General features: G+C 66.9%; 19 protein-coding genes. 15 read left to right on the top strand and 4 right to left on the bottom strand.

Features of this window, described 5'->3' with window-relative positions:
* Window positions 1-276: 276 nt before the first annotated feature.
* Window positions 277-1,893: a gamma-glutamyltransferase gene (gene ggt, locus U9J39_RS15610; RefSeq protein ID WP_326347546.1), complete on the top strand. Its 1,617-nt coding sequence runs from the start codon at window positions 277-279 to the stop codon at window positions 1,891-1,893.
* Between the two features lie 58 nt (window positions 1,894-1,951).
* Here the strand turns inward: ggt and U9J39_RS15605 are convergent, their stop codons facing one another.
* On the bottom strand, window positions 1,952-2,266 hold the full coding sequence (locus U9J39_RS15605; protein ID WP_115700712.1) for a TFIIB-type zinc ribbon-containing protein: 315 nt from the start codon (window positions 2,264-2,266) through the stop codon (window positions 1,952-1,954).
* Between the two features lie 148 nt (window positions 2,267-2,414).
* Here U9J39_RS15605 and U9J39_RS15600 point away from each other — a divergent pair, with 148 nt between their 5' ends.
* Window positions 2,415-2,990 carry a M23 family metallopeptidase gene (locus U9J39_RS15600; protein ID WP_115713210.1) on the top strand — a complete coding sequence of 192 codons (576 nt, stop codon included), beginning with the start codon at window positions 2,415-2,417 and terminating at the stop codon, window positions 2,988-2,990.
* 27 nt (window positions 2,991-3,017) lie between these two features.
* Here U9J39_RS15600 and U9J39_RS15595 read toward each other — a convergent pair whose 3' ends face one another.
* The 3 genes from U9J39_RS15595 to U9J39_RS15585 form a co-directional block, all read right to left on the bottom strand.
* Window positions 3,018-4,349, bottom strand: coding sequence for a nucleobase:cation symporter-2 family protein (locus tag U9J39_RS15595; RefSeq protein WP_115700708.1), 1,332 nt, complete (start codon window positions 4,347-4,349; stop codon window positions 3,018-3,020).
* Window positions 4,350-4,622: 273 nt separating this feature from the next.
* Window positions 4,623-5,162, bottom strand: a complete 540-nt coding sequence (locus U9J39_RS15590) for a thioredoxin family protein (protein WP_115713211.1) — start codon at window positions 5,160-5,162, stop codon at window positions 4,623-4,625.
* A 3-nt stretch (window positions 5,163-5,165) separates the two neighbouring features.
* Entirely contained in the window at window positions 5,166-5,879 is a 714-nt protein-coding gene (locus U9J39_RS15585) for a cytochrome c biogenesis CcdA family protein (RefSeq protein WP_115682506.1), read from the bottom strand.
* Window positions 5,880-6,115: 236 nt separating this feature from the next.
* Here U9J39_RS15585 and U9J39_RS15580 point away from each other — a divergent pair, with 236 nt between their 5' ends.
* The 13 genes from U9J39_RS15580 (at window position 6,116) to U9J39_RS15520 (ending at window position 23,040) form a co-directional block, all read left to right on the top strand.
* Window positions 6,116-6,856: a response regulator gene (locus U9J39_RS15580; RefSeq protein WP_018007320.1), complete on the top strand. Its 741-nt coding sequence runs from the start codon at window positions 6,116-6,118 to the stop codon at window positions 6,854-6,856.
* The gene (locus U9J39_RS15575) at window positions 6,853-8,163 is read left to right on the top strand and encodes a sensor histidine kinase (protein ID WP_326347465.1); all 1,311 of its coding nucleotides are present in this window, start codon (window positions 6,853-6,855) and stop codon (window positions 8,161-8,163) included. Before U9J39_RS15580 ends, U9J39_RS15575 begins: the two co-directional genes overlap by 4 nt.
* 780 nt (window positions 8,164-8,943) lie before the next feature.
* Window positions 8,944-11,442, top strand: coding sequence for a poly-beta-1,6 N-acetyl-D-glucosamine export porin PgaA (gene pgaA / locus U9J39_RS15570; protein ID WP_326347464.1), 2,499 nt, complete (start codon window positions 8,944-8,946; stop codon window positions 11,440-11,442).
* A gap of 15 nt (window positions 11,443-11,457) precedes the next feature.
* On the top strand, window positions 11,458-13,488 hold the full coding sequence (gene pgaB / locus U9J39_RS15565) for a poly-beta-1,6-N-acetyl-D-glucosamine N-deacetylase PgaB (protein WP_326347463.1): 2,031 nt from the start codon (window positions 11,458-11,460) through the stop codon (window positions 13,486-13,488).
* On the top strand, window positions 13,485-14,819 hold the full coding sequence (gene pgaC / locus U9J39_RS15560) for a poly-beta-1,6-N-acetyl-D-glucosamine synthase (RefSeq protein WP_326347462.1): 1,335 nt from the start codon (window positions 13,485-13,487) through the stop codon (window positions 14,817-14,819). Before pgaB ends, pgaC begins: the two co-directional genes overlap by 4 nt.
* Window positions 14,819-15,328, top strand: coding sequence for a poly-beta-1,6-N-acetyl-D-glucosamine biosynthesis protein PgaD (gene pgaD / locus U9J39_RS15555; protein ID WP_326347461.1), 510 nt, complete (start codon window positions 14,819-14,821; stop codon window positions 15,326-15,328). Before pgaC ends, pgaD begins: the two co-directional genes overlap by 1 nt.
* Window positions 15,329-15,537: 209 nt before the next feature.
* Window positions 15,538-16,596, top strand: a complete 1,059-nt coding sequence (locus U9J39_RS15550) for a porin (protein WP_326347460.1) — start codon at window positions 15,538-15,540, stop codon at window positions 16,594-16,596.
* A 232-nt stretch (window positions 16,597-16,828) separates the two neighbouring features.
* Window positions 16,829-18,016 carry an alpha/beta hydrolase gene (locus U9J39_RS15545; protein ID WP_442784901.1) on the top strand — a complete coding sequence of 396 codons (1,188 nt, stop codon included), beginning with the start codon at window positions 16,829-16,831 and terminating at the stop codon, window positions 18,014-18,016.
* 44 nt (window positions 18,017-18,060) lie between these two features.
* Window positions 18,061-19,767, top strand: coding sequence for an AMP-binding protein (locus tag U9J39_RS15540; protein ID WP_326347458.1), 1,707 nt, complete (start codon window positions 18,061-18,063; stop codon window positions 19,765-19,767).
* A 13-nt stretch (window positions 19,768-19,780) separates the two neighbouring features.
* A complete protein-coding gene (locus tag U9J39_RS15535; RefSeq protein WP_115700682.1) occupies window positions 19,781-20,659 on the top strand; it encodes a VOC family protein in 879 nt (292 codons plus the stop codon).
* Complete coding sequence (locus U9J39_RS15530; protein ID WP_115713219.1) at window positions 20,656-21,816, top strand: FAD-dependent monooxygenase; 1,161 nt, start codon at window positions 20,656-20,658, stop codon at window positions 21,814-21,816. The genes U9J39_RS15535 and U9J39_RS15530 overlap by 4 nt, the downstream gene beginning before the upstream one ends.
* On the top strand, window positions 21,813-22,262 hold the full coding sequence (locus U9J39_RS15525; RefSeq protein WP_326347457.1) for an acyl-CoA thioesterase: 450 nt from the start codon (window positions 21,813-21,815) through the stop codon (window positions 22,260-22,262). The genes U9J39_RS15530 and U9J39_RS15525 overlap by 4 nt, the downstream gene beginning before the upstream one ends.
* Window positions 22,263-22,281: 19 nt before the next feature.
* Window positions 22,282-23,040: a maleate cis-trans isomerase family protein gene (locus U9J39_RS15520; RefSeq protein ID WP_326347456.1), complete on the top strand. Its 759-nt coding sequence runs from the start codon at window positions 22,282-22,284 to the stop codon at window positions 23,038-23,040.
* Window positions 23,041-23,060: the final 20 nt, after the last annotated feature.

Raw genomic sequence — 23,060 nt, 5'->3', positions numbered from 1 at the left:
GACTTTGCCGTTAGCCAGATTGTCTGGCGCAGGCTAACTTGCGCTCGCCCCACAAGACAATCCGGGCAATCCGCTCTACCGCTCGTGCCGGTTGCGTCCGCTCCGGCATGCAACTTCGCTGTGTTACCCAGGGAGCCTGCGATGCACCGCACCAGATTCTTCACCGCTCTGCGCCTGGCCGGCATGTGCTCGGCACTGACGCTGGCCGCCGCGCCGGCATGGGCCGTAGACGAGGCCGGCAAGTACTGCGACACGCCTTCGACCTGTATCAACCCGATGGCCACCGGCGGCATGGTGACCTCTTCCAACCGCCTGGCGACGCAGGCCGGGCTGCGCGTGCTGGAGCGCGGCGGCAATGCGGTCGATGCCGCCATCGCGGTGGCGTCGACCATCGCGGTGGTGTACCCGCACATGAACTCGATCGGCGGCGACGCCTTCTGGCTGATCTACAACGCCCGCACGCGCGAGGTGCGCGCGCTCAATGCCAGCGGCCGCGCCGGCGAACGCGCCACCATCGCGCTTTACCGGGACAAGGGACTCGACCGGGTTCCCGCGCGCGGCTACCTGTCGGCGATCACCGTGCCCGGCACTGTCGCCGGCTGGGAAGCGGCGTACCAGTACGCGCGCCAGGGCATGGGGCGCAGCCTGCCATGGCCGGAGCTGATGGCCGACGCCATCCGCCATGCCGAGGGCGGGTTCCCGGTGTCGGCGTCGCTGGCGTCGTGGAGCCGCGTCAATCTCGATCCGGCCGACACCGAATTCCGCGCCTTGCAGCGCTTCGACGGCTTTCGCCAGACCTTCCTGAAACCGGACGGATCGGCCTACCGGATGGGCGAAACGCTGCGCCAGCCTGACCTGGCCGGCACGCTGCGCCAGATTGCGTCCGGTGGTGCCGCCGCGTTCTACCAGGGCGAGATCGCGCGCAAGATCGTGGCCGACCTGCAGGCGCACGGCGGCGTGCTGACCCAGGCCGACTTTGCCCGCCACCGCGCCGACTGGGTCCAGCCGATCACCGTCAACTACCGCGGCTACCAGGCCGTCAACGTTCCGCCCAACACGCAAGGCTTTGCCTCGCTGGAGATCCTGAACATCCTGGACAAGCGCGACGTGCGTGCGCTGGGCGAGGGCACGGCCGACTACTACCACGTGCTGGTGGAGGCCACCAAGCAAGCGTTTGCCGATCGCGACCGCTACCTCGCCGATCCGGACTTCGTGCAAATCCCGCTGGAACGGCTGCTGTCGTCGCGCCACGGGCAGGCCCAGTCGGGGCGCATCAGCATGCTGCGCGCCGGCGCCGACGTGAAGCCGATGGATCCGCACGGCGATACGGTATGGTTCGGCACCGCCGACAAGGACGGCAACGTGGTGTCGATGATCCAGAGCGTCTATCACGACTTCGGCTCGGGCATCGTGCCCAGGGGCACCGGTGTGCTGCTGCAGAACCGCGGTGCGTTCTTCTCGCTCGATCCCGCGCATGTGAACCACCTGGCGCCGGGCAGGCGCACCTTCCATACGCTCAACCCGGCGCTGCTGCTGAAGGACGGCAAGCCGTTCCTGGTCTACGGCACCATGGGCGGCGAGGGGCAGCCGCAAACGCAGGCCGCGCTGGTGACGCGCATCGTCGATTTCGGCATGTCGCCGCAGGACGCGGTCAATGCGCCGCGCCTGCTCTATGGGCGCAACTGGGGCGTGTCGTCGAACGATCTCAAGATCGAGGGCCGCGTGCCGGAAGCGGTGACTGCGGAACTGGCGCGGCGCGGGCATCCGGTGAAGCGGGTGCAGGCCTTTACCGACACCATGGGCCATGCCGGCGCGATCCTGATCGACCCGGTCACCGGCGTGATGTATGGCGCGGCCGATCCGCGCGGCGACGGCCTCGCGGCAGGGCTGTAGCGGGGCGTAAACAGGAAAGGGCGACCACGGTCGCCCTTTCTTTCAATCGCCGGCCGGCTTAGTCGAACAGCTCGTGCCAGATGCTCTTCTTCCGATAATGCTTCTGCTCGCGCTCGTAGTGGCGGTCGCGGTCACGATCACCGTAGCCGCGCTGGTAGCCCTGCGGTGGCGGCGCGCTGTGCATGGGGGCCTGCTGCTGTGGCGGTTGCTGCATCGGAGCCTGTTGCGGGGCGGCCGCTGCCGAGCGTTCCAGGATCTTGTCGAGCTCGCCCCGGTCCAGCCAGACGCCGCGGCACTTGGGGCAGTAATCGATCTCGATGCCCTGGCGTTCGGACATCACGAGTTGGGTTTGCGGGCACACCGGACAGTCCATGGGTTCTCCTGTTGCAATGAAAAACGGTCCAGTTATGACTGGCCGCGGCGCCGATGGTTCGGCCAGCACGGCGGCCGGAAGTGGTGCGTACGGCTCATAAAGGGGGCGAGGGCCGGGAATTTGCATGCCAGGCCGCCGTCGAAGGCATATGGCCGCCTCGCATCTCCTTCCCCCTGTGCTCGCGTTGGTGCGCCGGCTGGCGTGGCTGGCGCTGTGGATCGGCCTGGGCTGGCTGGCCTGGCCCTGGCTGCAGCCGCCGCTGGAGCGCGCCATCTACGCGGCCCGGCTGTCCGCCCGGCCCGCGCCGGCGACGCTGCCGATGCCGGTCACCGGGGTTGCCCCAGGGGCGCTGCGGGACACCTGGCACGGCGCGCGTTCCGGCGGGCGCAAGCATGAAGGCATCGACATCTTCGCGCCGCGTGGCCGGGAAGTGGTGTCGGCCACCGAAGGCATTGTCACGCGCGTAGGCACCAACCAGCTGGGGGGAAACGTGGTGTGGGTGATGGGGCCGGGGCGGCAGCTGCACTACTACGCCCATCTGGACCGGTATGCCGGCGTGCGTGCCGGCGACATCATCGCCGCCGGCACCGTGCTGGGGTATGTCGGCACCACCGGCAATGCGCGGGGCACCCCGCCGCACCTGCACTACGGCATCTACACCGCGGGCGGGGCGATCAATCCCTACCTGTTGCTGAAGCCAGCCATGGCCGCCGGCGCGCGCTAGCGCAGCCGGCGTGTGGAGTATCGGGGTTCAGGCGGCCTCGCCGACCGTACCGTGGCCGGCTTCGTCGGCGGCGGCTTCCTTGCCGCCGGGCAGCAGCAGGTTCAGGAACACCGCGGACAGCGAGCCCACCGTGATGCCTGAGCCGAACACCTCGTGGACAAAGGCGGGCAGCTTGGCCAGCAGTTCCGGACGGAAGGTCACGGCCAGGCCGCAGCCGATCGACACCGCGACAATCAGCGTATTGCGCTGCGTGAACTTTACCGTGCTGAGCATCTGGATGCCGCCGGAAACGATCATCGCGAACATCATCAGGCCGGCGCCGCCAAGCACCGGCTGCGGAATCGTCACCACCAGCGCGCCCAGCACCGGGAACAGCCCGGCCAGCAGCAGCATCACGCCGGTCAGCGCCACCACATGGCGGCTGGCCACGCCGGTCAGCGACACCACGCCGACGTTCTGGGCAAAGGTGGACAGCGGCGGGCTGCAAACCAGCGCCGCGAAGGCCGAGCCAAAGCCGTCGCACAGGATGCCGCGCGACAGGCATTTGCCCGACACCGGCCGCTGCGTGGCCGAGCCCAGCGCCATGAAGGTGCCGGTCGATTCCACGATGGTGACCAGGAAGGCGATCGACATGGCGACGATGCCGGAGATCGGGAACGACATCCCGAAGTGCAGAGGCTGCGGCACCGCGAACACCGGCGCCTGGTGGAACTGGGTGAAGTCGATCAGGCCCAGCGCCAGGCACAGCAGGTAGCCGCCGGCAATGCCGACCACGATGGCCGAGGCCGACAGCATGCCCTTGCCCCATTGCACCACCGCCACCACCAGCGCCAGCACGGCGACGGCAATCGCCAGGTTGCCGGGGGCGCCGTAGCGGCTGCTGCCCTGGCCGCCGGCGGCCCAGTCGATCGCCACCGGGATCAGCGACAGGCCGATCATGGTGACGACCACACTGGTGACGGTATGCGGGAACAGCTTGCGGATCGCGGGCATGAAGAAGCTGCCCAGGATCATCACCAGCGAGCCCGCCAGCGCCGAACCCAGGATGCCGGCCACGCCGTGCTCGACGCCTACGCTGATCGCCGCGCCGACAAAGGCAAAGCTGGTGCCCATCACGCACGGCATGCGGATGCCGACCGGGCCCACGCCCTTGCACTGGATGATGGTGACGATGCCCGAGCCCAGCAGCGCGGCATTGACCAGCGCCACCACCTGGTCGGAGGGCAGGCGCAGCGCGCCGCCGATCACCAGCGGCACCGCAATGATGCCGCCCAGCGCGGCCAGCAGATGCTGGAGCGCCAGCAAGAACGTCGTCAACCGTGGGGGACGGTCTTCCACCTGGAACAGCAAGGGCGCCATTCGAGTCTCCTGTCGTCTGCCCGGATGTTCCGGGCTGTCTTGTTCTTCTGGCGCCGGGCGGGGAACCCGGCGCCCTCGTGCACGCTCGCGGGCCAGGTGCGGCAGCTCCGCGAGCGAGGCGGGCAGGATCTGCATCCCGCCTCAACAGGCGTGCAAGAATAACAGGGATCAGCGAACCGTGATACAAAGATTGCATACAATTTGTATCAACTCCCATGCGCTGGAAGACAAGGCGGATGCCCCGGAAGCCGCCTGCATGGCGGCTTCCCGGGCTCAGCGGCGCTGCGCCAGCGCCTTCTGGATCGCCGCCTCGGTTTCGGCATACTGGCCTTCGCCGAAGTGCTTGTAGACCACGTTGCCGTTGGCGTCGACCAGGTACAGCGCGGGCCAGTACTGGTTGCGCCAGGCGTTCCAGGTGGCATAGGCGTTGTCCTGCGCTACCGGGTAGCGGATGTCGAAGCGCTTGAGCGCGGCCTGGACGTTGCTGGTGGAGCGCTCGAACGCATACTCCGGCGTGTGTACGCCCACCACGACCAGGCCCTGGTCGCGGTATTTGTCGTACCACTTGCGCACATGGGGCAGGGTGTTGATGCAGTTGATGCAGCTGTAGGTCCAGAAGTCGACCAGCACCACCTTGCCGCGCAGGCCGGCAAGGGTCAGCGGTTCGGAATTCAGCCACTTGCCGATACCGGTGAACTCGGGCGCCGTGCCGTAATTGGCGGGCGCGGCGGGCGCTGCGGCGGCGGGCTGGATCGCCAGGGGGGCGGCGGCAAAGGCGGCTGCGGCAAACAGGGTGCGAAGGATGCGGGGCATGGTTCAGGCTCCAGGTTGGGTGGCGGGGAAAAGCGAGGTCAGCCAGGCGACGGCGAGGGTGTCGTACTGGAAGTACATGGCGATGGCGGTGGCCACCACCAGCACGCCGAAGGCCTGCTGCAGCCGCGGCGTATGGCGCGCCAGCCGGCGCACATGGGTGGTGGCGAACTGGCCGCCGTAGGCGATGCCCAGCATCGGCACCGCGGCGCCGGCGGCAAACAGGGCGAGCAGGCCGGCGGCGCGGTGCAGGTCCTGCGCCTTGGCCACCAGCGCCAGGATCGAGGCCAGCACCGGGCCCGCGCACGGGGTCCATACCGCGCCCAGCGTCATGCCCAGTACGAAACCGCCGGCCAGGCCATTCCCGGCCCGGTTGCCGGCGCCGGCGGCGCGGTCGGTGAGCGCGGCGAATGGCGCGGCGAACGGTGCCGTGAGGCGGCCGAAGCCGGCCGGCCACAGCCGTGCCAGGCCTGCGGCGAACAGGATCGCGATGGCGACGTTGCGCACCACGCCCGGGGCGTCGCTGAAGGCGCTGGTGAGCGCGCCGAAGACGATGCCCAGCGCGGAAAAGGCGGAGACGAAACCCAGCGCGATCGCGAGCGGGCGCAGGCGGCTGGTTTCGCCCAGCGAAGCGCCCAGCAGCATGGGCAGCACGGGCAGCACGCACGGCGACGCAATCGTCAGCACGCCGGCGGCAAAGGCAAGGTAGGCATCGATCATGGCGGTGGACTCCCGGATTGGTATGGCTGCATTGCACCGTCCCGGCGTATCCGCGTTGTTTCCGCTTGCGGCCCGCTGTGCAATGTTTCTTGTCCGGACCCGGCCCGGATACACAGCGATACAAAGCGCGCCGCCAGCGCCGCATAATGGCGGCACCGGGCCAGGCGACTGCCATCCCTGGCAGCGCCGGCCGCACCGCTTTTTCTTTTTCTCCTTCTTCGATTCCGGGACCCGCCATGACCCCGCAGGACCATATCCTTATCGTCGACGACGACCGCGAAATCCGCGAACTGGTTGCCGCCTACCTCGAGCGCAGCGGCATGCGCGTGTCCCTGGCCGCCAACGGGCGCGAGATGCGCGCGGCGCTGGACAAGGGCTCGGTCGACCTGGTGGTGCTGGACCTGATGCTGCCCGGCGAAGACGGGCTGGCGCTGTGCCGCGACCTGCGCGCGGGCGAGCGGCGCAACCTGCCGGTGCTGATGCTGACCGCGCGCAACGAGGAGGCCGACCGCATCCTGGGGCTGGAGATGGGCGCCGACGACTACCTGGTCAAGCCCTTCGCCGCGCGCGAACTGCTGGCGCGGATCCGCTCGGTGCTGCGGCGCACGCGCATGCTGCCACCCAACCTGCAGGTCACCGAGGCCGCCAGCGTGCTGGCGTTCGGCCCGTGGCGGCTGGACACCAACGCGCGCCACCTGATCGACGAGCAGGACGTGATCGTCGCGCTCAGCGGCGCGGAATACCGGCTGCTGCGCGTCTTCGTCGACCACCCGCAGCGGGTGCTGACGCGCGACCAGCTGCTCAACCTGACCCAGGGCCGCGACGCCGAACTGTTCGAGCGCTCGATCGACCTGCTGGTGAGCCGCCTGCGCCAGCGCCTGCGCGACGATGCGCGCGAGCCGCGCTACATCAAGACCGTGCGCAACGGCGGCTATGTCTTCAGCGCTGCCGTCGAAATCCGTCAGGAGCGCGCATGAACGGGCACGCGCGCAAGGGGCTGGCATGGCCGCGCACGCTGTTCGCGCGGCTGATGGTGATCCTGCTGGTGGGGCTGGTGCTGGCGCAGAGCCTGTCGTACAGCCTGGTGATGATGGAGCGCAAGAGCGCCGCCGACCGGCTGATGCTGGGCAACCTCGAGCGCGACGTGGCCAGCTCGGTGGCGATGCTCGACATGCTGCCGGCGGACCAGCGCGCGCCCTGGCTGGAGCGGGTGCGGCGCGACAACTACAGCTACCGCCTCGATGCCGGCACGCCGGGCGAGCCGCCGCGCGCGCCGCTGGCGCGCAAGGCCGTCGACACCATTGCCGAGGCGCTGCAGGGCCGCTATCCGGTCTCGGCCAGCAGCCAGCCGGGCGGCGGTTTCCAGGTACACCTGCGGCTGCATGACGGCAGCCCGCTGACGATCGACGTGCGGCCCAAACGCTCGCTGGTCTCGCCGTGGCTGCTGGCGATGCTGGCGGCGCAGCTGGCGCTGCTGGTGGCCTGTGCCTGGCTGGCGGTGCGCGTGGTCACGCGTCCGCTCAGCCAGCTGGCCAGCGCCGCCGAGAACCTGGGGCCGGACCTGAAGGCGCAGCGCGTGCCCGAAACCGGGCCGACCGAGGTGGCCCACGCCGCCGCCGCCTTCAACGCCATGCAGGCCCGCATTGCCGGCTACCTGGATGAGCGCATGCAGATCCTGGCCGCGATCTCGCACGACCTGCAGACGCCGATCACGCGCATGCGGCTGCGCGTGGACCTGATGGAAGACTCGCCCACGCAGCAGAAGCTCTACCACGACCTGCGCGAGATGGAGCACCTGGTGCGCGAAGGCGTGGCCTATGCGCGCACCCTGCAGGGCGGCACCGAGACCCCGGCCCGCATCGATCCCGATGCGCTGCTCGACAGCCTGGCCGGCGACTACCTCGACGCCGGCCACACCATCGCCATCGAAGGCCAGGCGGGCGCGCCGCTGCTGACACGCCCGCAGGCGCTGCGGCGCATCCTGACCAACCTGATCGACAACGCGCTGAAGTTCGGCGCGGAGGTCACGCTGGCGGTGGCACGGCAGGACGATGGCTGGCTGCAGATCGCCGTGCAGGACCGCGGCCCGGGCATTCCGGAGGCGGAACTGGAGCGCGTGATGCAGCCGTACTACCGCGTCGAAACCTCGCGCAACCGCGGCACCGGCGGCACCGGCCTGGGGCTGGCAATCGCGCTGCAGCTGACGCAGGCGCTGGGCGGCACGCTGCAACTGGCCAATCGCGAGGGCGGCGGCCTGCAGGCGACACTGCGCCTGCCCGCCTGAGAGCATGTTTTTTTCTCACCTCTCCCGCCTGCGGGAGAGGGGCGAGGGAGAGGGCCGGCGCCTCCACGAAGTCAGTCCCCACAGATATTTCAGGCACCGTCCTCCCGGCGCCAATTTCCGAAATTCATTAGGCAAAAATCCCATTCCATCCCCTGATCGGGGGATAAACGCCATTTGGCCTGTTTGGGTTATGACATTAAAATCATAATAAATTATTGCTAGAGCGATGTCCATCGACGCATTGATTTATTGTCTGCGATCGGCGGAAAGCTGTTGAATCTGGATAGCGCAAGCGGCGTGTGCAAATTCCCGTGAAAGCCTTGCCTGCTCTGGGGATGCGGGCTGCATTGCAGGCCCCGCCAGGCTCCGTATCGCGCAACCGCATCCGGATATTTCGTGCGCGACATAAACGAATTAGTGATTGAGATAATTCATGCAATCACCAATTCGTTTGCGAAAATTAACAATCTGTCCGCCGCACTCTCCTTACAATCGCCTTCGCATTAGCGGCAACGCAGCCCGATTTATCGGCCCCTGCGGTTGCACGACGCCATTCCCGCTGCGAATGGCCATCCGGCGCAGTTCCTCGGTGCCGCGCCGGATCCCGTAGGCCTGTTCTGCCGGTTTTCGCACCCGGCCAGGCCCGATCGGGTTCCGTGTCCTGGTGCCGCCATGCGATAAGCCGATAACGGAGTTCAAGCCCGCGCGCGCCTGTGTCATCGGTGCGCGGCGCCAGCTTGGGCAACACAGAGACAGGCTGCGGATCCCATGGATTCACTGATGAAGCGCCGTGAGCGTGCCCGCGACGGGGCGCTGCGGCGGCAGGGGAGGCGTCGGCGCGCTCGGGCCGCGCTGGGTACCGGACTGACCGCGGGGCTGGCGGCAATGTGCTGGCTGCCGGCACTCGCGCACGCGAATTCCGACTATGACGCACTGATCCTGCGCGCCCGCGCCGGCGACTATGCGCCCGCGCTGGCAATGCTGCGCGAGCGCGCACCGTCGGACCAGCGGGCCGCGTGGGACCGCATCGTCATCGCCAGCTGGGCGGGACGACCGGGCGAAGTGCTGGAAGCCTATGGCAACCTCGACGAAACGCGCGCCTTGCCGCCGGAGGTGCTGGCGTCCGTGTCCGGCGCCTTGCGCGACGAGCGACGCTGGGACGAGGCGCTGGCGCGCTATCGCGAAGGCCGGCAGCGCTTCCCTGCACAAGCGGTGTTCGCACTGGGCGAGGTGAAGGTGCTGGCCGACAGCGGCCAGGCCGCCGAGGCGGTGGCGCTGGGGCAGGCGCTGGTGCAGCGCGATCCCGTCGCCGTCGACAGCCGCCTGGCACTGGCCTACGCGCAGACGCGCGCCGGCGAGCCGTACGCCGCCTTGTTCGAGGCGGATCAAGCGTACCTGCGCGCGCCGCAGCGCGCCGATGTCGTGCGCGAATATGTCGGCACGCTGCAGCGCGCGGGACTGCCGGAGGCGGCGCTGCGCGTCGCAGGCGAGCACCCGGCACTGTTCGACCAGCGCGCGCGCCTGGCGCTGGAGCTCGATGCCGCGGCCGAGCTGGTGCGCCTGGCTGACATGCCGGCGCGCACCGAGGCCGAGCGCTTTGCCATTGCCGATCGCGCGCTGGCACGCTATGACGCATTGCTGCCCGCCCTGCAGGCGCTGGCGCCGCCGGCCGCGCCGCAACTGCGCCGCGCGCGCATCGACCGCCTCGCCGCGCTGCACGCGCGGGTCCGGATGCAGGACGTGGTGAACGAATACGAGGCGCTGCGCGCCGAGGGCGTCGAGGTCCCGGCCTATGCATTGGGAGATGTCGCCGCCGCCTACCTGTACCTGCGCCAGCCGGAGCAGGCCGCGCCGCTGTTTCGCCAGGTGCGCGACGCTTACCCGCACGGCCTGGATGCCGAAACCCGGCTCAAGGCGCAGACCGGCCTCTACTACGCCCACGCCGAGGCCGAGGCCTTCGATCCCGCCGCGCAGGCCGTGGCGCAGGCCAGCACCGAGCAGCCGCGCTGGCGCTGGGTGCGCGGCCAGCCGATGCGCCAGCCCAACGACCTGTGGCTGCAGGCGGAGCAGACCGCCACCCGCGCCGACCTGCAGGCCGACGCCACTGAATCGGCGCAGCAGAGGCTGGAAGACCTGGTGCGCAAGGCACCCGGCCATTCCGGCCTGCGCGCCGCGCTGGCGGACGTCTACCGCGCCCGCGGCTGGCCGCGCGCGGCCGAGGGCGAGCTGAAGCTGGCCGAGACCCTGACCCCGCGCAGCCTGCCGGTGGAGGTGCAGCAGGGTCACGCCGCGCTGGATCTGCAGGAATGGCGCCAGGCCGAGCTGCTGCGCGACGACACCCTGGCGCGCTTCCCCGAAGACCTCACCGCGCGGCGCCTCGACCGCGAGTGGCAGGTTTACAACAAGGCCGAGCTGCGCATCGAGGGCTACCGCGGGCTGGCCAACGACAGCGCCGTGGTCGGTAACGGCAACTTCGGCATCGAAGCGGTGCTGTACACGCCGCCGGTCAACTACGACTGGCGCGCCTTCGGCGGCATCGGCTATGCCACCGGCCGCTTCGACGAGGGCCGCGTCGATTACCGCTGGGCGCGCGCCGGCGCGCAATGGCGCGTGCGCGACCTGACCGTCGAGGGCGAGCTGTCGCTGCACGGCTATGGCCAGGGCGCACGCCAGGGCGGGCGCATCGCCGCGGACTATGACATCGACGACCGCTGGCGCGTGGGCGCGTCGGCGGCGCTGCGCTCGACCGGCACGCCGCTGCAGGCGCTCAAGCACGGCATCTATGCCGACACCGTGCAGGCCTACGCGCGCTGGCGCCGCAGCGAGGCCAGCGAATGGATGCTGACCGTGGCGCCGTCGCGCTTCAGCGACGGCAACGACCGGCTCGAAGCGGGCGTGTCCGGCGTGCAGCGCTTCTATACCGCGCCGCACCTGAAGGCCGACCTGCTGGTCGACCTGTGGGCATCGCGCAATAGCCGCGCCGACACGCCGTACTACAACCCGCGCTCGGACCTGACCGTGCTGCCGTCGGTGCGCGTGACGCACATGCTGTACCGGCGCTACCAGACCGTCTGGGAACAGCAGTTCCTGGCCGGCACCGGCGCCTACAGCCAGCGCGGCTTCGGCACCGGCGCGATCCTGCTGGTGGGCTACGGCCAGCGCTTGCGCACCAACGACGTGTTCGAGGTCGGCGCCACCGTTACCGGCACCAGCCGCCCTTACGACGGCCAGCGCGAGCGCGAGCTGCGCATCGTCTTTGACATGACCTACCGCTTCTGAACAGGAATGCAAGCCATGAACGCAACCCTGCGGCGCGCCTGCCGCCTGCTCTGGCTGGCGCTGGCCGCGTGCCTGCTGGCCGCCTGCGCCAAGGACATCCCGGTGTTCACGCCGCCCGCCCAGCGCCCGGCCGCGGCCGCCGAGCAGCCGTGGCCGCGCAACCATGTGGTGGTGCTGGCCTATCACGACGTCGAAGACAAGGACCCCGACCAGGCCTACCTGAGCGTGCGCACCGACCACCTGGTCGGCCAGCTGGCCTGGCTGCGCGAGAACGGCTACCGCGCGGTCTCGGTCGACCAGGTGCTGGCGGCGCGCCGCGGCGGGCCGCCGCTGCCCGAGCGCGCGGTGCTGCTGACCTTCGACGACGGCTACCGCAGCTTCTACACGCGCGTGCTGCCAATCCTGAAGGCCTACCGCTGGCCGGCCGTGCTGGCGCCGGTAGGCAGCTGGCTCGATACCCCGCCGGGGCAGCCGGTGGATTTCGGCGGCACGCCGACGGCGCGCGAGCGCCTGCTCGACTGGCAGCAGGTGCGCGAGATCGCCGCGTCGGGCCTGGTGGAAATCGGCGCGCATACCGATGCCTTGCACTACGGCGTGCGCGCCAACCCGCAGGGCAACACCGAGCCGGCCGCGGCGGTGCGCGTCTTCGATGCCGGCACCGGCCGCTATGAAAGCGATGCCGCGCAGCAGGCGCGCTTGCGTGCCGACGTGGCCCGCATCACCGCCAAGGTGCGCGCCGTGACCGGCAAGCCGGTGCGCGTGTGGATCTGGCCGTACGGTGCCGAGGGCGGCGCGGCGCTGCGCGTCGTCGCCGAGAACGGCTACCAGATGGCGCTGACGCTGGAAGACGGGCTGGCCACGGTGGACCGCATGATGTCGGGCGCGCGCCTGCTGCTCAGCGACGATCCCGGCCTGCGCGGCTTCGCCCGCTCGGTGGTCGCGATGGAAGAGCCCAACGGCATGCGCGTCGCGCACGTGGACCTGGACTATGTCTATGACCCCGATCCCGCCCAGGTCGAACGCAACCTGGGCCTGCTGGTGCAGCGCATCGCCGACCTGAAGATCGACACCGTGTTCCTGCAGGCGTTCTCCGACGACGACGGCGACGGACTGGTCAGGTCGGTGTACTTCCCCAATCGCTGGCTGCCGGTGCGCGCCGACCTGTTCAACCGGGTGGCCTGGCAGCTCGACAACCGCGCCAACGTCAAGGTGTATGCGTGGATGCCGGTGCTGAGCTTCGACCTCGACCCGTCGCTGGCGCGCGTGGCGCGCTGGGACCCCGCCACCGGCACCGCGGCGGTCGACCCGAAGCAGTACCGGCGCCTGTCGCCGTTCGATCCGCAGGCCCGGGCGCGCATCGGCGACCTCTATGAAGACCTGGCGCGCCATGCCTTCTTCGACGGCATCCTGTTCCACGACGACGCCTTGCTGGGCGACTTCGAGGATGCCAGCGCGCCGGCGCTGGCCGCGTATCGCGCCGCGGGCCTGCCTGGTTCGATCGCCGAACTGCGCGCCAGCCCCGAACAGATGCAGCGCTGGACCCGCATGAAGAGCCGGGCGCTGGTGGACTTTACCCACGAGCTGACCGCGCGCGTGCGCGAGGTGCGCGGGCCGGCCATCAAGACGGCGCGCAACATCTTCGCGCTGCCGGTGCTGCAGCCGGAGAGCGAGGCATGGTTCGCGCAGAACCTGGACGACTTCCTCGCCGCCTACGACTGGACCGCGCCAATGGCGATGCCGTACATGGAACAGGTGCCCGCCGGCCAGGAGAACGCATGGCTCGACCGCATGGTCGACACCATCGCCCGGCGCCCGGGCGCGCTGCGGCGCACCGTGTTCGAGTTGCAGGCGCGCGACTGGCGTGGTCCCGCGGCCCGTTCGGTCGACAGCGCGGTCGACAGCGCGGTGCTGGCCGGCTGGATGCAGCGCCTGCAGCGCCGTGGCGCGCGCAGTTTCGGCTACTACCCGGACGACTTCCACAACAACCAGCCCCGGCTCGAGCTGATCCGGCCGGCGCTGTCCAACGCCTGGTACCCCGCACCATGATCGAACGACTGTTTGCCCTGGTCATCCTGTGCCTTGCGCTGGCGCTGCCGTTCGCGCTGGCCGCCCTTGCCACCGGTGACCTGCTGCTGGCCTTTGTGTTCTTCTATCCGCTGTTCATGTCCGGCCTGTGGATCGCCGGCGGCCTGTACTTCTGGTGGCACTGGGAGCGCCAGTGGCGCTGGGCCGCCGAACGCGAGGCGCCCGCGGTGCCCGGCGAGCCGTTCATTTCGATCCTGGTGCCGTGCTACAACGAGGAAAAGAACGGAGAGGAAACCCTGCTGGCGGCGCTGGCCCAGCGCTATCCCGACTTCGAGGTGATCGCCATCAACGACGGCTCGCGCGACGGCACCGGCGCCTTGCTGGACGCACTGGCGGCGCGCCATCCCCGCCTGCGCGTGGTGCACCTGGCGCACAACCAGGGCAAGGCCATGGCGCTGCGCATGGGCGCACTGGCCGCGCGCGGCGAATACCTGGTCTGCATCGACGGCGATGCCGCGCTGGACCCCGACGCGGCCGCTTACCTGGTCGCGCCGATGGTGGCCAATCCGCGCGTCGGCGCGGTCACGGGCAATCCGCGCATCCGCACCCGCTCGACGCTGGTGGGGCGGATCCAGGTAGGGGAGTTCTCGTCGATCATCGGCCTGATCAAGCGCACCCAGCGCGTCTACGGCCAGGTCTTCACCGTCTCGGGCGTGGTCGCGGCGTTCCGGCGCCGCGCGCTGGACCGCGTGGGCTATTGGAGCCTGGACATGATCACCGAGGACATCGACATCAGCTGGAAGCTGCAGCGCGACCACTGGTCGATCTTCTACGAGCCGCGCGCGCTGTGCTGGATCCTGATGCCCGAGACCGTGCGCGGCCTGCTCAAGCAGCGCCTGCGCTGGGCCCAGGGCGGCGCCGAGGTGTTCATGAAGAACGTCCGGTCGATCTGGATCTGGCGCCACCGCCGGCTGTGGCCGCTGATGGCGGAGTACTGCCTGTCGGCGGGCTGGGCCTTTGCCTTCGCCATGTCGATCCTGCTGTGGGCGCTGGGGCATTTCATCGAGCTGCCGCCCAATATCCGCATCCAGAAGCTGATGCCGCCGGGCTTTACCGGCATGGTGCTGGCCGCGGTGTGCCTGCTGCAGTTTGCCCTGAGCGTGCTGATCGACCGCCGCTACGAGCCGCGCCTGGCGCGCACGCTGTACTGGATCATCTGGTATCCGCTGGCGTACTGGATGGTGGGCATGCTCACCACGCTGCTGGCCTTTCCCAAGGTCATGCTCAAGACCCGGCGCCAGCGCGCGCGCTGGACCAGCCCCGACCGGGGCATCCACACCACGAGGTCGTGATGAAACCCGAAACCATGATCATCCGTACCCGCGGCTCGCGCCTGCGCTGGCTGTTCGACGCCGTGCTCACGGCGCTGGCCTGGGTCGGCTTCTTCTACCTGGGCGCGAGCGGCATCCGCGCCATCCTGCAGGAAGCGTCCGCCGGCCCTGGCGTGCCGTTCTGGGCCGCGCTGCTGCCTACCATGGGCACGCTGACGGTCTACGTGCTGGTGGGGCTGTTCAACGGCATCGTGCTGCTGTCATGGGCGCTCTACAACCAGTATCGCTTCGCCGGCCTGGACCGACGCAAGCCGCTGCCTGCGCTGCGCATCGATGAACTGGCGCGCAGCTTCGGCCTGCCCGGGCAGCGCGTGCGGTCGCTGCAGCTGGCCAAGGTGGCGGTGGTGGACCATACGCATGAGGGGGAGGTGGCGGAGGTGAGGGCGGTGGCGAGCACGAGCGCAGCGAACACCAAGCCCAGGGCACAAACGATGCCTGAAGAAGCGACAGCGCCTGCGGCAATGTTCTAGCGCGTGCTCACGCCGCTTTGTCGCTCGGGCCGGTAGCCCTGGTTCAGGTCGGCTCGGGAAAACCATTATTTGACTGGGTGTCAAAAACAACGTAATTTAATTGTGCTGGTGTCAATTTATGCGGTGCGCATGCCCCCATGGCGGCCCGCAAAAGACAGCACATCGCAGGCCGTTGATGGCCGCGATCGAAGACAAATTACGGAGGAGAAATGACACGAAGCCTGGCCATCGCCGGTGTGCTCCTGGCCACCGGTGCGACCGCGCACGCCCAGTCATCTGTCACGCTATACGGCGTTGCGGATGCGGGTATCGAATATCTGAACCATGTACCGGATCCCGCCAGGCAAGGTTCAAGCCTGGTGCGCATGACCTCGGGCAACATCGCCGGCAGCCGCTGGGGCTTGCGGGGCGTGGAAGATCTGGGCAGCGGACTGAAGGGGGTATTCCTGCTCGAAGGCGGCATGGTGCTCGATTCCGGCATGGCCGCTCAGGGCGGAAGGCTGTTCGGGCGCCGTGCCTACGTCGGCCTCGACACGCCATATGGTCAGGTCTCCATGGGACGCCATCACAACCTGACGTTCGATCTCATTATTCCGTTCGACCCGATGTACTTCGCGCCGAAGTACTCGTCGTTCTCACACGATTCCTGGCTCGCCGGACGAACGGATAACGCCGTCAAATACACCGGCAAGTTCGGCGGGTTGACGGCATCGGCGCTATACAGTTTTGGCGTTGACTCGACGATCGCAAACGGCAGCGAGGTACCTGGCAACAGTCGTGTGGGCCGTGAGATGAGCGCCGGCTTCTCCTATGGCATGGGCAACATACGTTTCGGCGCCGTCTATGACCAGTTGAACGGGCGATCGGTGGCCACGGCCAGCGCGACTGAGCGACGCTATGTAGCGGCCATCGCGGGAGACTTCGGTCCCGTGACTGCCTATTTCGGCTACCGCCGACTCGTCAGCCAGTTGCTGGCGTCGATGTCGCGCACTGACCTGTACTGGACCGGCGCGACCTACAACTTCGGCCAGGCGTTCGCTTTGACTGGCGCGGTCTACAAGACCAATGACCGGACCTCGGCCAAGGATCCCATGTCGATCGTCATGTCGGCTGACTATCGGTTCTCAAAACGCACGGATGCCTATCTGACGGCCTCATACACCCTGAACAAGGGAGGTTCCGCCTTGGCTGCAAATGGGTACGATGGCTCCGTGGTGCCAGGCGCGAATCAGTTCGGCGCCGTGGTCGGCCTTCGGCACAACTTCTGATCGTTGTTGCCAGACCTGCCGGCTACGTAGCGTCTGGCAGTGTGCCGCCTTCGCGGCACACTCTGTTTCACGTTCTGGGCAGTCCCCTCGGACATACGGAATTATTTGACAGCATATCAAATAATGACTAGATTATTGAGACGGTGGCATTTACGAAGGAGGCACAGTGACTGAACAAGACAAGCCGCAGGTGACGGCAGGGATGCGGGGTGCATCATGGGACTCCCGCTTGATGGATCGCCCGTATCAGATGGTGCCGTATGCGCTTGGCACGGCCGACGGACAGCGTACGCTCGGCTTTCTGTTCAGCGTGACGGGCAAGGAGAAGACGGTAGTCTCGCTGATGCACCCGCGCGAGATGGCCATTACCCATTACCTCGTGCCATTTGTGCTCGATGCCGGATGCGCCTGCTGGGTGCAGGGTCCACGGTCCATCGGCAACGACCTGCGCCTGGAGCATGAGATCGCGCTGTTCGACGTTGCTGCCGGCATGACGCATCTGCGCGAGCTCGGCTATGAAAAGATCGTGCTGCTCGGAAACTCGGGTGGCGCCGGGTTGTACACGTTCTACAACCAGCAGTCGCTGACGCCACGCGAAATGCGCATCGCCCGCACGCCGGCTGGCCGCCCGACCAATCTGGGTGACCTGCATATGCCGGAGGTGGACGCCTTCATCCTGGTATCGCCCCATCCAGGTCAGGGAAAGCTGTTGATGAGCGGCATCGACCCGTCGGTCACGGATGAAGACGACCCGCTGCAGACAGACCCCGCGCTTGACCCTTTCTCCAGGGGCAATGGCTTCGATGTCGAAACGGGGAAGGCAACCTATGCACCGGCGTTCATCGAACGATACCGCGCCGCGCAGGTCGACCGTGTGGCCCGCATCGACGCCCGGGCGAAGGCCATGCTGAGTGCCAAGCTCGAAGCGCGTCGACAGGTGAAGTCCGGTTCGAGCACCGATGCCGACCGACGCCTGGCCGCCCACGCGCCGGTTTTCGAAGTCTGGCGTACCGATGCCGATCTGCGTTCCTGGGACATCTCCCTGGACCCGTCTGACCGGAAGACCGGTTCGCTCTGGGGCAAGGACCCGTTCGTGTCCAACTGGGGCAGCGTGGGCTTTGGACGCGTCGTCACGCCGGAGTCCTGGCTTTCCACATGGTCCGGGCTGTCGTCGAATGCGTCACTGGACAAAACCATTGGCGCGTTGCATCAGCCGGCGCTGCTGCTTGAATACACCGGCGACCAGTGCACCTTTCCTGCCGATATCCGCGCCATCTACGATCAGATTCCGGCGCAGCACAAGCGCCACATCCGCGTGCGCGGCAATCACCACGGCATGGCACTGAGCCGCGAAGAAGAGCCCGGGCAGCAAGTTGCCGGCCGGCACATCGTCGAATGGCTGCGCGAAACGATGGTCTGAGCGCACTACGCTGGACCACAAATATACATAGAGGTAGACAAAACATGCTGCAACCCACCCATGTGCGCCCGTCCATCTTGCTGGAAGGCGTGCGCTACCCCGATGAAGATCGTCTTCGCCGATATGTGGGCGAGGGCTACCTCACGGCCGAGACGCTGGTCGGAGCCCTGCGCCAATCGTTTCTAGAACATCATGACCGTCTGGCGCTGGTAGGTCCCGAGGGTGAATTCACTTACGGAGAGCTGGATCAACAGACGGACCGGCTGGGTGCCGCCTTGCTCGCCCTGGGTCTCAAGCCGCTGGACCGGGCCATCTTTCAATGTGGCAACAGCAACGAGTTGCTGTTCGCGTTCCTCGGTTGCCTGAAGGCCGGCATCATTCCTCTGTGCTCGCTTCAGGCATTCCGCAAGCTCGAAGTTGGCTACCTCGGCAACCTCTGCGAGGCCCGCCTGCATTTCGTGCAAGGCGATGATCCGAAGTTCGATGACGTGGCCTTTGCGGAAGAGATGCAAGCCGAAGTGCCAAGCCTGCAGTTCATCCTGCAGGCTCGCGGCGAGCGCCGGGGCCGTGCCGTCCTGCTGGCTGACCTGATTCGCGACATGTCGCTGGGGCGTGCGCAGCAGATCCTGTCAGAGGTCAGGCACGAGCCGTTCCAGGCGGCCGTGTTCCAGTTATCGGGCGGCACCACGGGCGTGCCCAAGATCATTCCGCGCTTCCAGAACGAATATCTGTACAACATGCGTGCGGTGGCCGCATGTAACGGTTACGGACCGGACGACGTGCTGTTCTTCCCCACGCCGTACATGCATAACCTCAACATGGGCTGCTTCTTCGGACCGTTTCTGCTTTGCGGCGCCAAGGTGACGGTGGCGCCGGATATCGGCGAAGACACGTTGCAGTCCCTGGTCCGCGACTATGAACCGACCTGGTTCGGCGTGGCCGGGCCGATCCTGAACCGCATTGCGCCGGAGTTGGTTCGCGGCACGGCGACGGACAAGGCGCGGCGCACGTTCATTGCCCCGAAGAACGGGGCCAACCTGACACGCCTCACGGGCTCGCCCACGCATCACATTTTCGGCATGACCGAAGGCGTGATCATGTTCACGCGCCCGGACGATCCGGCGCAAATACGTGAGGAGTCGGTTGGTTATCCGGTGTCTGACGCAGATGAGGTTCGCATCGTCCATCCGGGTACGGAAGACGATGTGGCCGAAGGCGAGACCGGCGAGGCCCTGTTCCGCGGTCCCTACACGATCCGTGGTTACTACAAGTCAGAGCAGGAGGACGTCACGCGCTTTACCTCTGACGGCTTCTACCGATCGGGCGACCTTATGTCGTCGCAGGTGGTGAACGGCAAGCGCTATTACTTCTTCCGTGGTCGCATCAAGGATGTGGTTGATCGCGGCGGGGAGAAGATCAACGCCGAAGAGCTCGAGAACGTCATCAACCTGCATCCTGCGGTCATGGCCTCGGCTGTCGTTGGCATGCCGGACAAGGTGTACGGCGAACGGGTATGTGCGTTCGTAATGTTGAAGCCGACGCTGGCCGCAGCGGGCCTGACATTGCTCGAACTGACCCAATACCTGCAGCAGGCCGGCCTGGCGAAGTTCAAATGGCCCGAGCGGCTGGAGATCATTCCCGAGTTTCCACTGACCGCATCGGGCAAGCTCAGCAAGGTGCTGCTGCGTGACCGCATCGTCCAGATGCTGCGCGCGGAAGCAGACAAGAACACCGTTGAACAAGCGAAGTGAAGAAGGACGAGACATGAACCAATCCACCCAAGGCGCGCAAGCGAACGCCCCCGTTGTTGAACTGCACGGCGTTCATCACACGGCCCGGCCGACCTGGAAGCTTGCAGAGACCGTGCACTTCTACCGCGACCTGCTTGGCCTGCCTCTGGTACACGCGATTTCCGCAAAAGGCTGGGGTCCCGACAACCATGCCGACTTCCTGCACTTCTTTTTCGATAGCGGCAACGGCAGCACCATCGCGTTCTTCTATTACATCGGTACGGAACGTCCCGACTGGCTGACCGTCCGCGAGCACTACCAGGACCGCGCCACGCACACCGCATGGCGAGTGCGCGACGAGGCGGAATTGCTGCAGTGGCGCCAGCGGGTCGAGGCGGTTGGCATTCCCTTGCGCTATCAGATCCGCCACGAAGTCATCGAATCGATCTACTTCAACGATCCGAACGGCTATCCGATCGAGATCACATGGCAGGTCCGCCCGTTCAGCAGCGCCGACAGGCAGGACGCTGCTTTCACCATCGACTCCGCCATTGAACTCGAACGCGCTCGCGATAAGGGCGCGGCCTTCGGCTCCATCGAACCTGTCTGGCAGCGCAAGGCCGAACGGATCGAGCAGGCCGTGCCTGATGGCAAAAAGGCGTCGGTGTATGTGCTGGATGTGCCCGAGTTTGCGCCGTTGATCGATGTGGCGCGCAAGACGGAAGGCTACAAGACCACAGCGCTGGGCAACGGCTATGTACGCATCGATGGCAATCCGGCATTGCAATTCCGGCGCAAGGAACTCGGCTTCAAGCCAGCGGTGTGGTACGGCGCCTTGACGGGCGGGCTGGCCGGCAAGATTCGCCAGTTCGACATGGATGCCCTGGTGGTCGCTCCGGGAGACGCGCAATGAAGGTCGCAATCATTGGCGGCGGACCGTCGGGCCTGTTCCTCTCGATCCTGCTGAAGGAACGGATGGCCGAGGTCGACATCGATGTATTCGAGCAGAATCCGGAGGATGCGACCTTTGGTTTCGGCGTGGTTCTTGCGGATACTGGTCTGTCCAACCTCCGCTCGGCTTCCCCCTTGGTGGTGGATCGCCTGGCGAAGGTGATGCGATTCAATGACCAGCATTCGATCATCAGCCACGAACATCCGATTGTCATGAAGAAGCCCGGCGCGGGTGGTGGTGCGATTCCGCGTATCAGCCTGCTCTCGGTGCTCCAGGAGCGTGCGAAGGAGCTGGGGGTACGGGTTACCTGCAACCAACGCATCGCGGACTTTGATGCGCTGGACGCCGACATTGTAGTGGGGGCGGACGGCATCGGCTCGCAAGTGCGCACGGCCAATGAGGCCGCCTTTGGCACGACCCGCCGCACGCTGACCAACCACTTCGCCTGGTTTGGCGTGGCGAAGCCATTCGCCAGCCCCGCGCTGGTGTTTCGCAAGTACCAAGGCGGCTATTTCGTGGCCCACTACTATCCTTATTCCGATTCGATGAGCACCTTCGTGGCGGAGTGCGATCATCAGACGTGGGTCGACTTTGGCATGGAAGAAATGAGTGCCGAAGCGCGCCAGGCACTGTTTGAGAACGTCTTTGCTCCGGAGCTGGGCGGGCACGGCCTGGTATCCAACAATTCGATCTGGCGGCAGTTTCCGGTGATTCTGAATGCCAACTGGCATGTCGGGAACCAGGTGCTCATCGGCGATGCGCTGACCAGCGCCCATTTTTCGATCGGATCGGGTACCCGGATTGCCATGGAGGACGCGATGGCGCTGGCGGACGCCATTGTGGCCAATCCCGGCAATGTCGCCGCGGCCCTGGAGCAATACGAGGCCGTTCGCAAGCCGGAGAAGGCCAAGCTGATCAGTGCTTCCGAGGCTTCGTACAACTGGTACGAGCGCATCCGCGAGTGGATGGAGCTTCCCACGCCGCACGAGTTCGTATTCCGTTTCATGACCCGTACGGGCCGGGTTGACGCCGAGCGGTTGCGGGCACAGTTTCCGGCCCTGATGGCCGAACTCGCCGCCGGCGGTGTCACGGCGGTGGCGGCGCAAGGGCAGTCATGATCCGCGCCACGGAGTACGTCATCAGTGAGACCCCGTTTGTGGTACGGCGAACGGTACGCTGGGGCGATTGTGACCCGGCGGGAGTGGTTTACACCGGACGCTTCACCGATTACTTGCTAGGGGCTGTCGGTCTCTACACCTCCCACATGGCCGGCGGTAACGGCAGACTGGGAGAAGGGTATGGCGTGGGAACGCCATGCAAGGCGATGCGTTTCGAATTCATCGGGACGCTTTGGCCCGACGACGTGATCGACATCCGCTGCAGCGTCGAAGCCATCCGTACCAGGTCGTTCGATATTCGCTGCATGGCCCGGCGTCCGGATGGGACACCGGTCTTCGACGCGATGTTCTCGCCGATCTGCGTACGGCTGGACCGACGCGAAGGCACTCCCATCCCCGCTTCGCTGCGCGCAGTGCTCAACCGCTTCCTGTCGCCAGCTCTCTGAACTGTTCTGGAAACCCTCAATGTCGAAGTATCGAATCGGGCAAATCGTGCCCAGCTCCAATATCACGATGGAGCGCGAAGTGCCGGCCATCTTCAACGCTCGCATGCAGGTGCGGCCGGAACAGTTCAGCTTCCACTCCAGCCGCGTCCGCATGCATCGCGTGGTGGCGGAGGAGCTGGAGAGGATGAACCGGGATATGGGCCGCTGCGCCGTCGAACTGGCGGACGCCCGCGTCGACGTGATGAGCACGGCGTGCCTGGTGGCGACCATGTGCATGGGTCACGGCTATCACCGCCAGGTCATCGATGATCTGGGCGCAGTCATCGGCGACGCGCCGTACCGTCCGCAGATCATGACGTCGGCGGGAGCGCTGGTGGATGAACTGAAGGATTTCGGGGCGCGCCGGATTGCGCTGATGGCGCCCTACAGCGATGCCCTGACCAAGACCGTGGTCGAGTACATCGAGCACGAGGGCATCGAGGTCAAGGACGTGATTAATTTCTCGATTCTCGACAATCTGGAAGTCGGCGAGCGGGATCCGTTGCAGTTGCTGGAGGACGTCAAGCGCCTGGATACCAGGGGTGTGGATACCGTGGTGCTGTCTGCCTGTGTCCAGATGCCATCGCTCGCGGCGCTCGAGGCCGCGCAGGACTCGCTGGGCATCCCGGTGACGTCCACGGCAGCCTGTACCGCACGCCAGATGTTGCGCAGGCTCGGTCTGGAAGCCATGGCACCTGGAGCCGGTGCCTACCTGGGCAGCCAGACCGGTTTGCGCTAAACGTACCCACAACGATAAGG

Origin of the sequence: Cupriavidus sp. SS-3 (genome assembly GCF_035818815.1) — a bacterium.
Lineage (GTDB): Bacteria > Pseudomonadota > Gammaproteobacteria > Burkholderiales > Burkholderiaceae > Cupriavidus > Cupriavidus taiwanensis_C.
The sequence above is the reverse complement of the archived record's forward strand: the minus strand, read 5'-3'. Positions and strand labels throughout refer to the sequence as shown.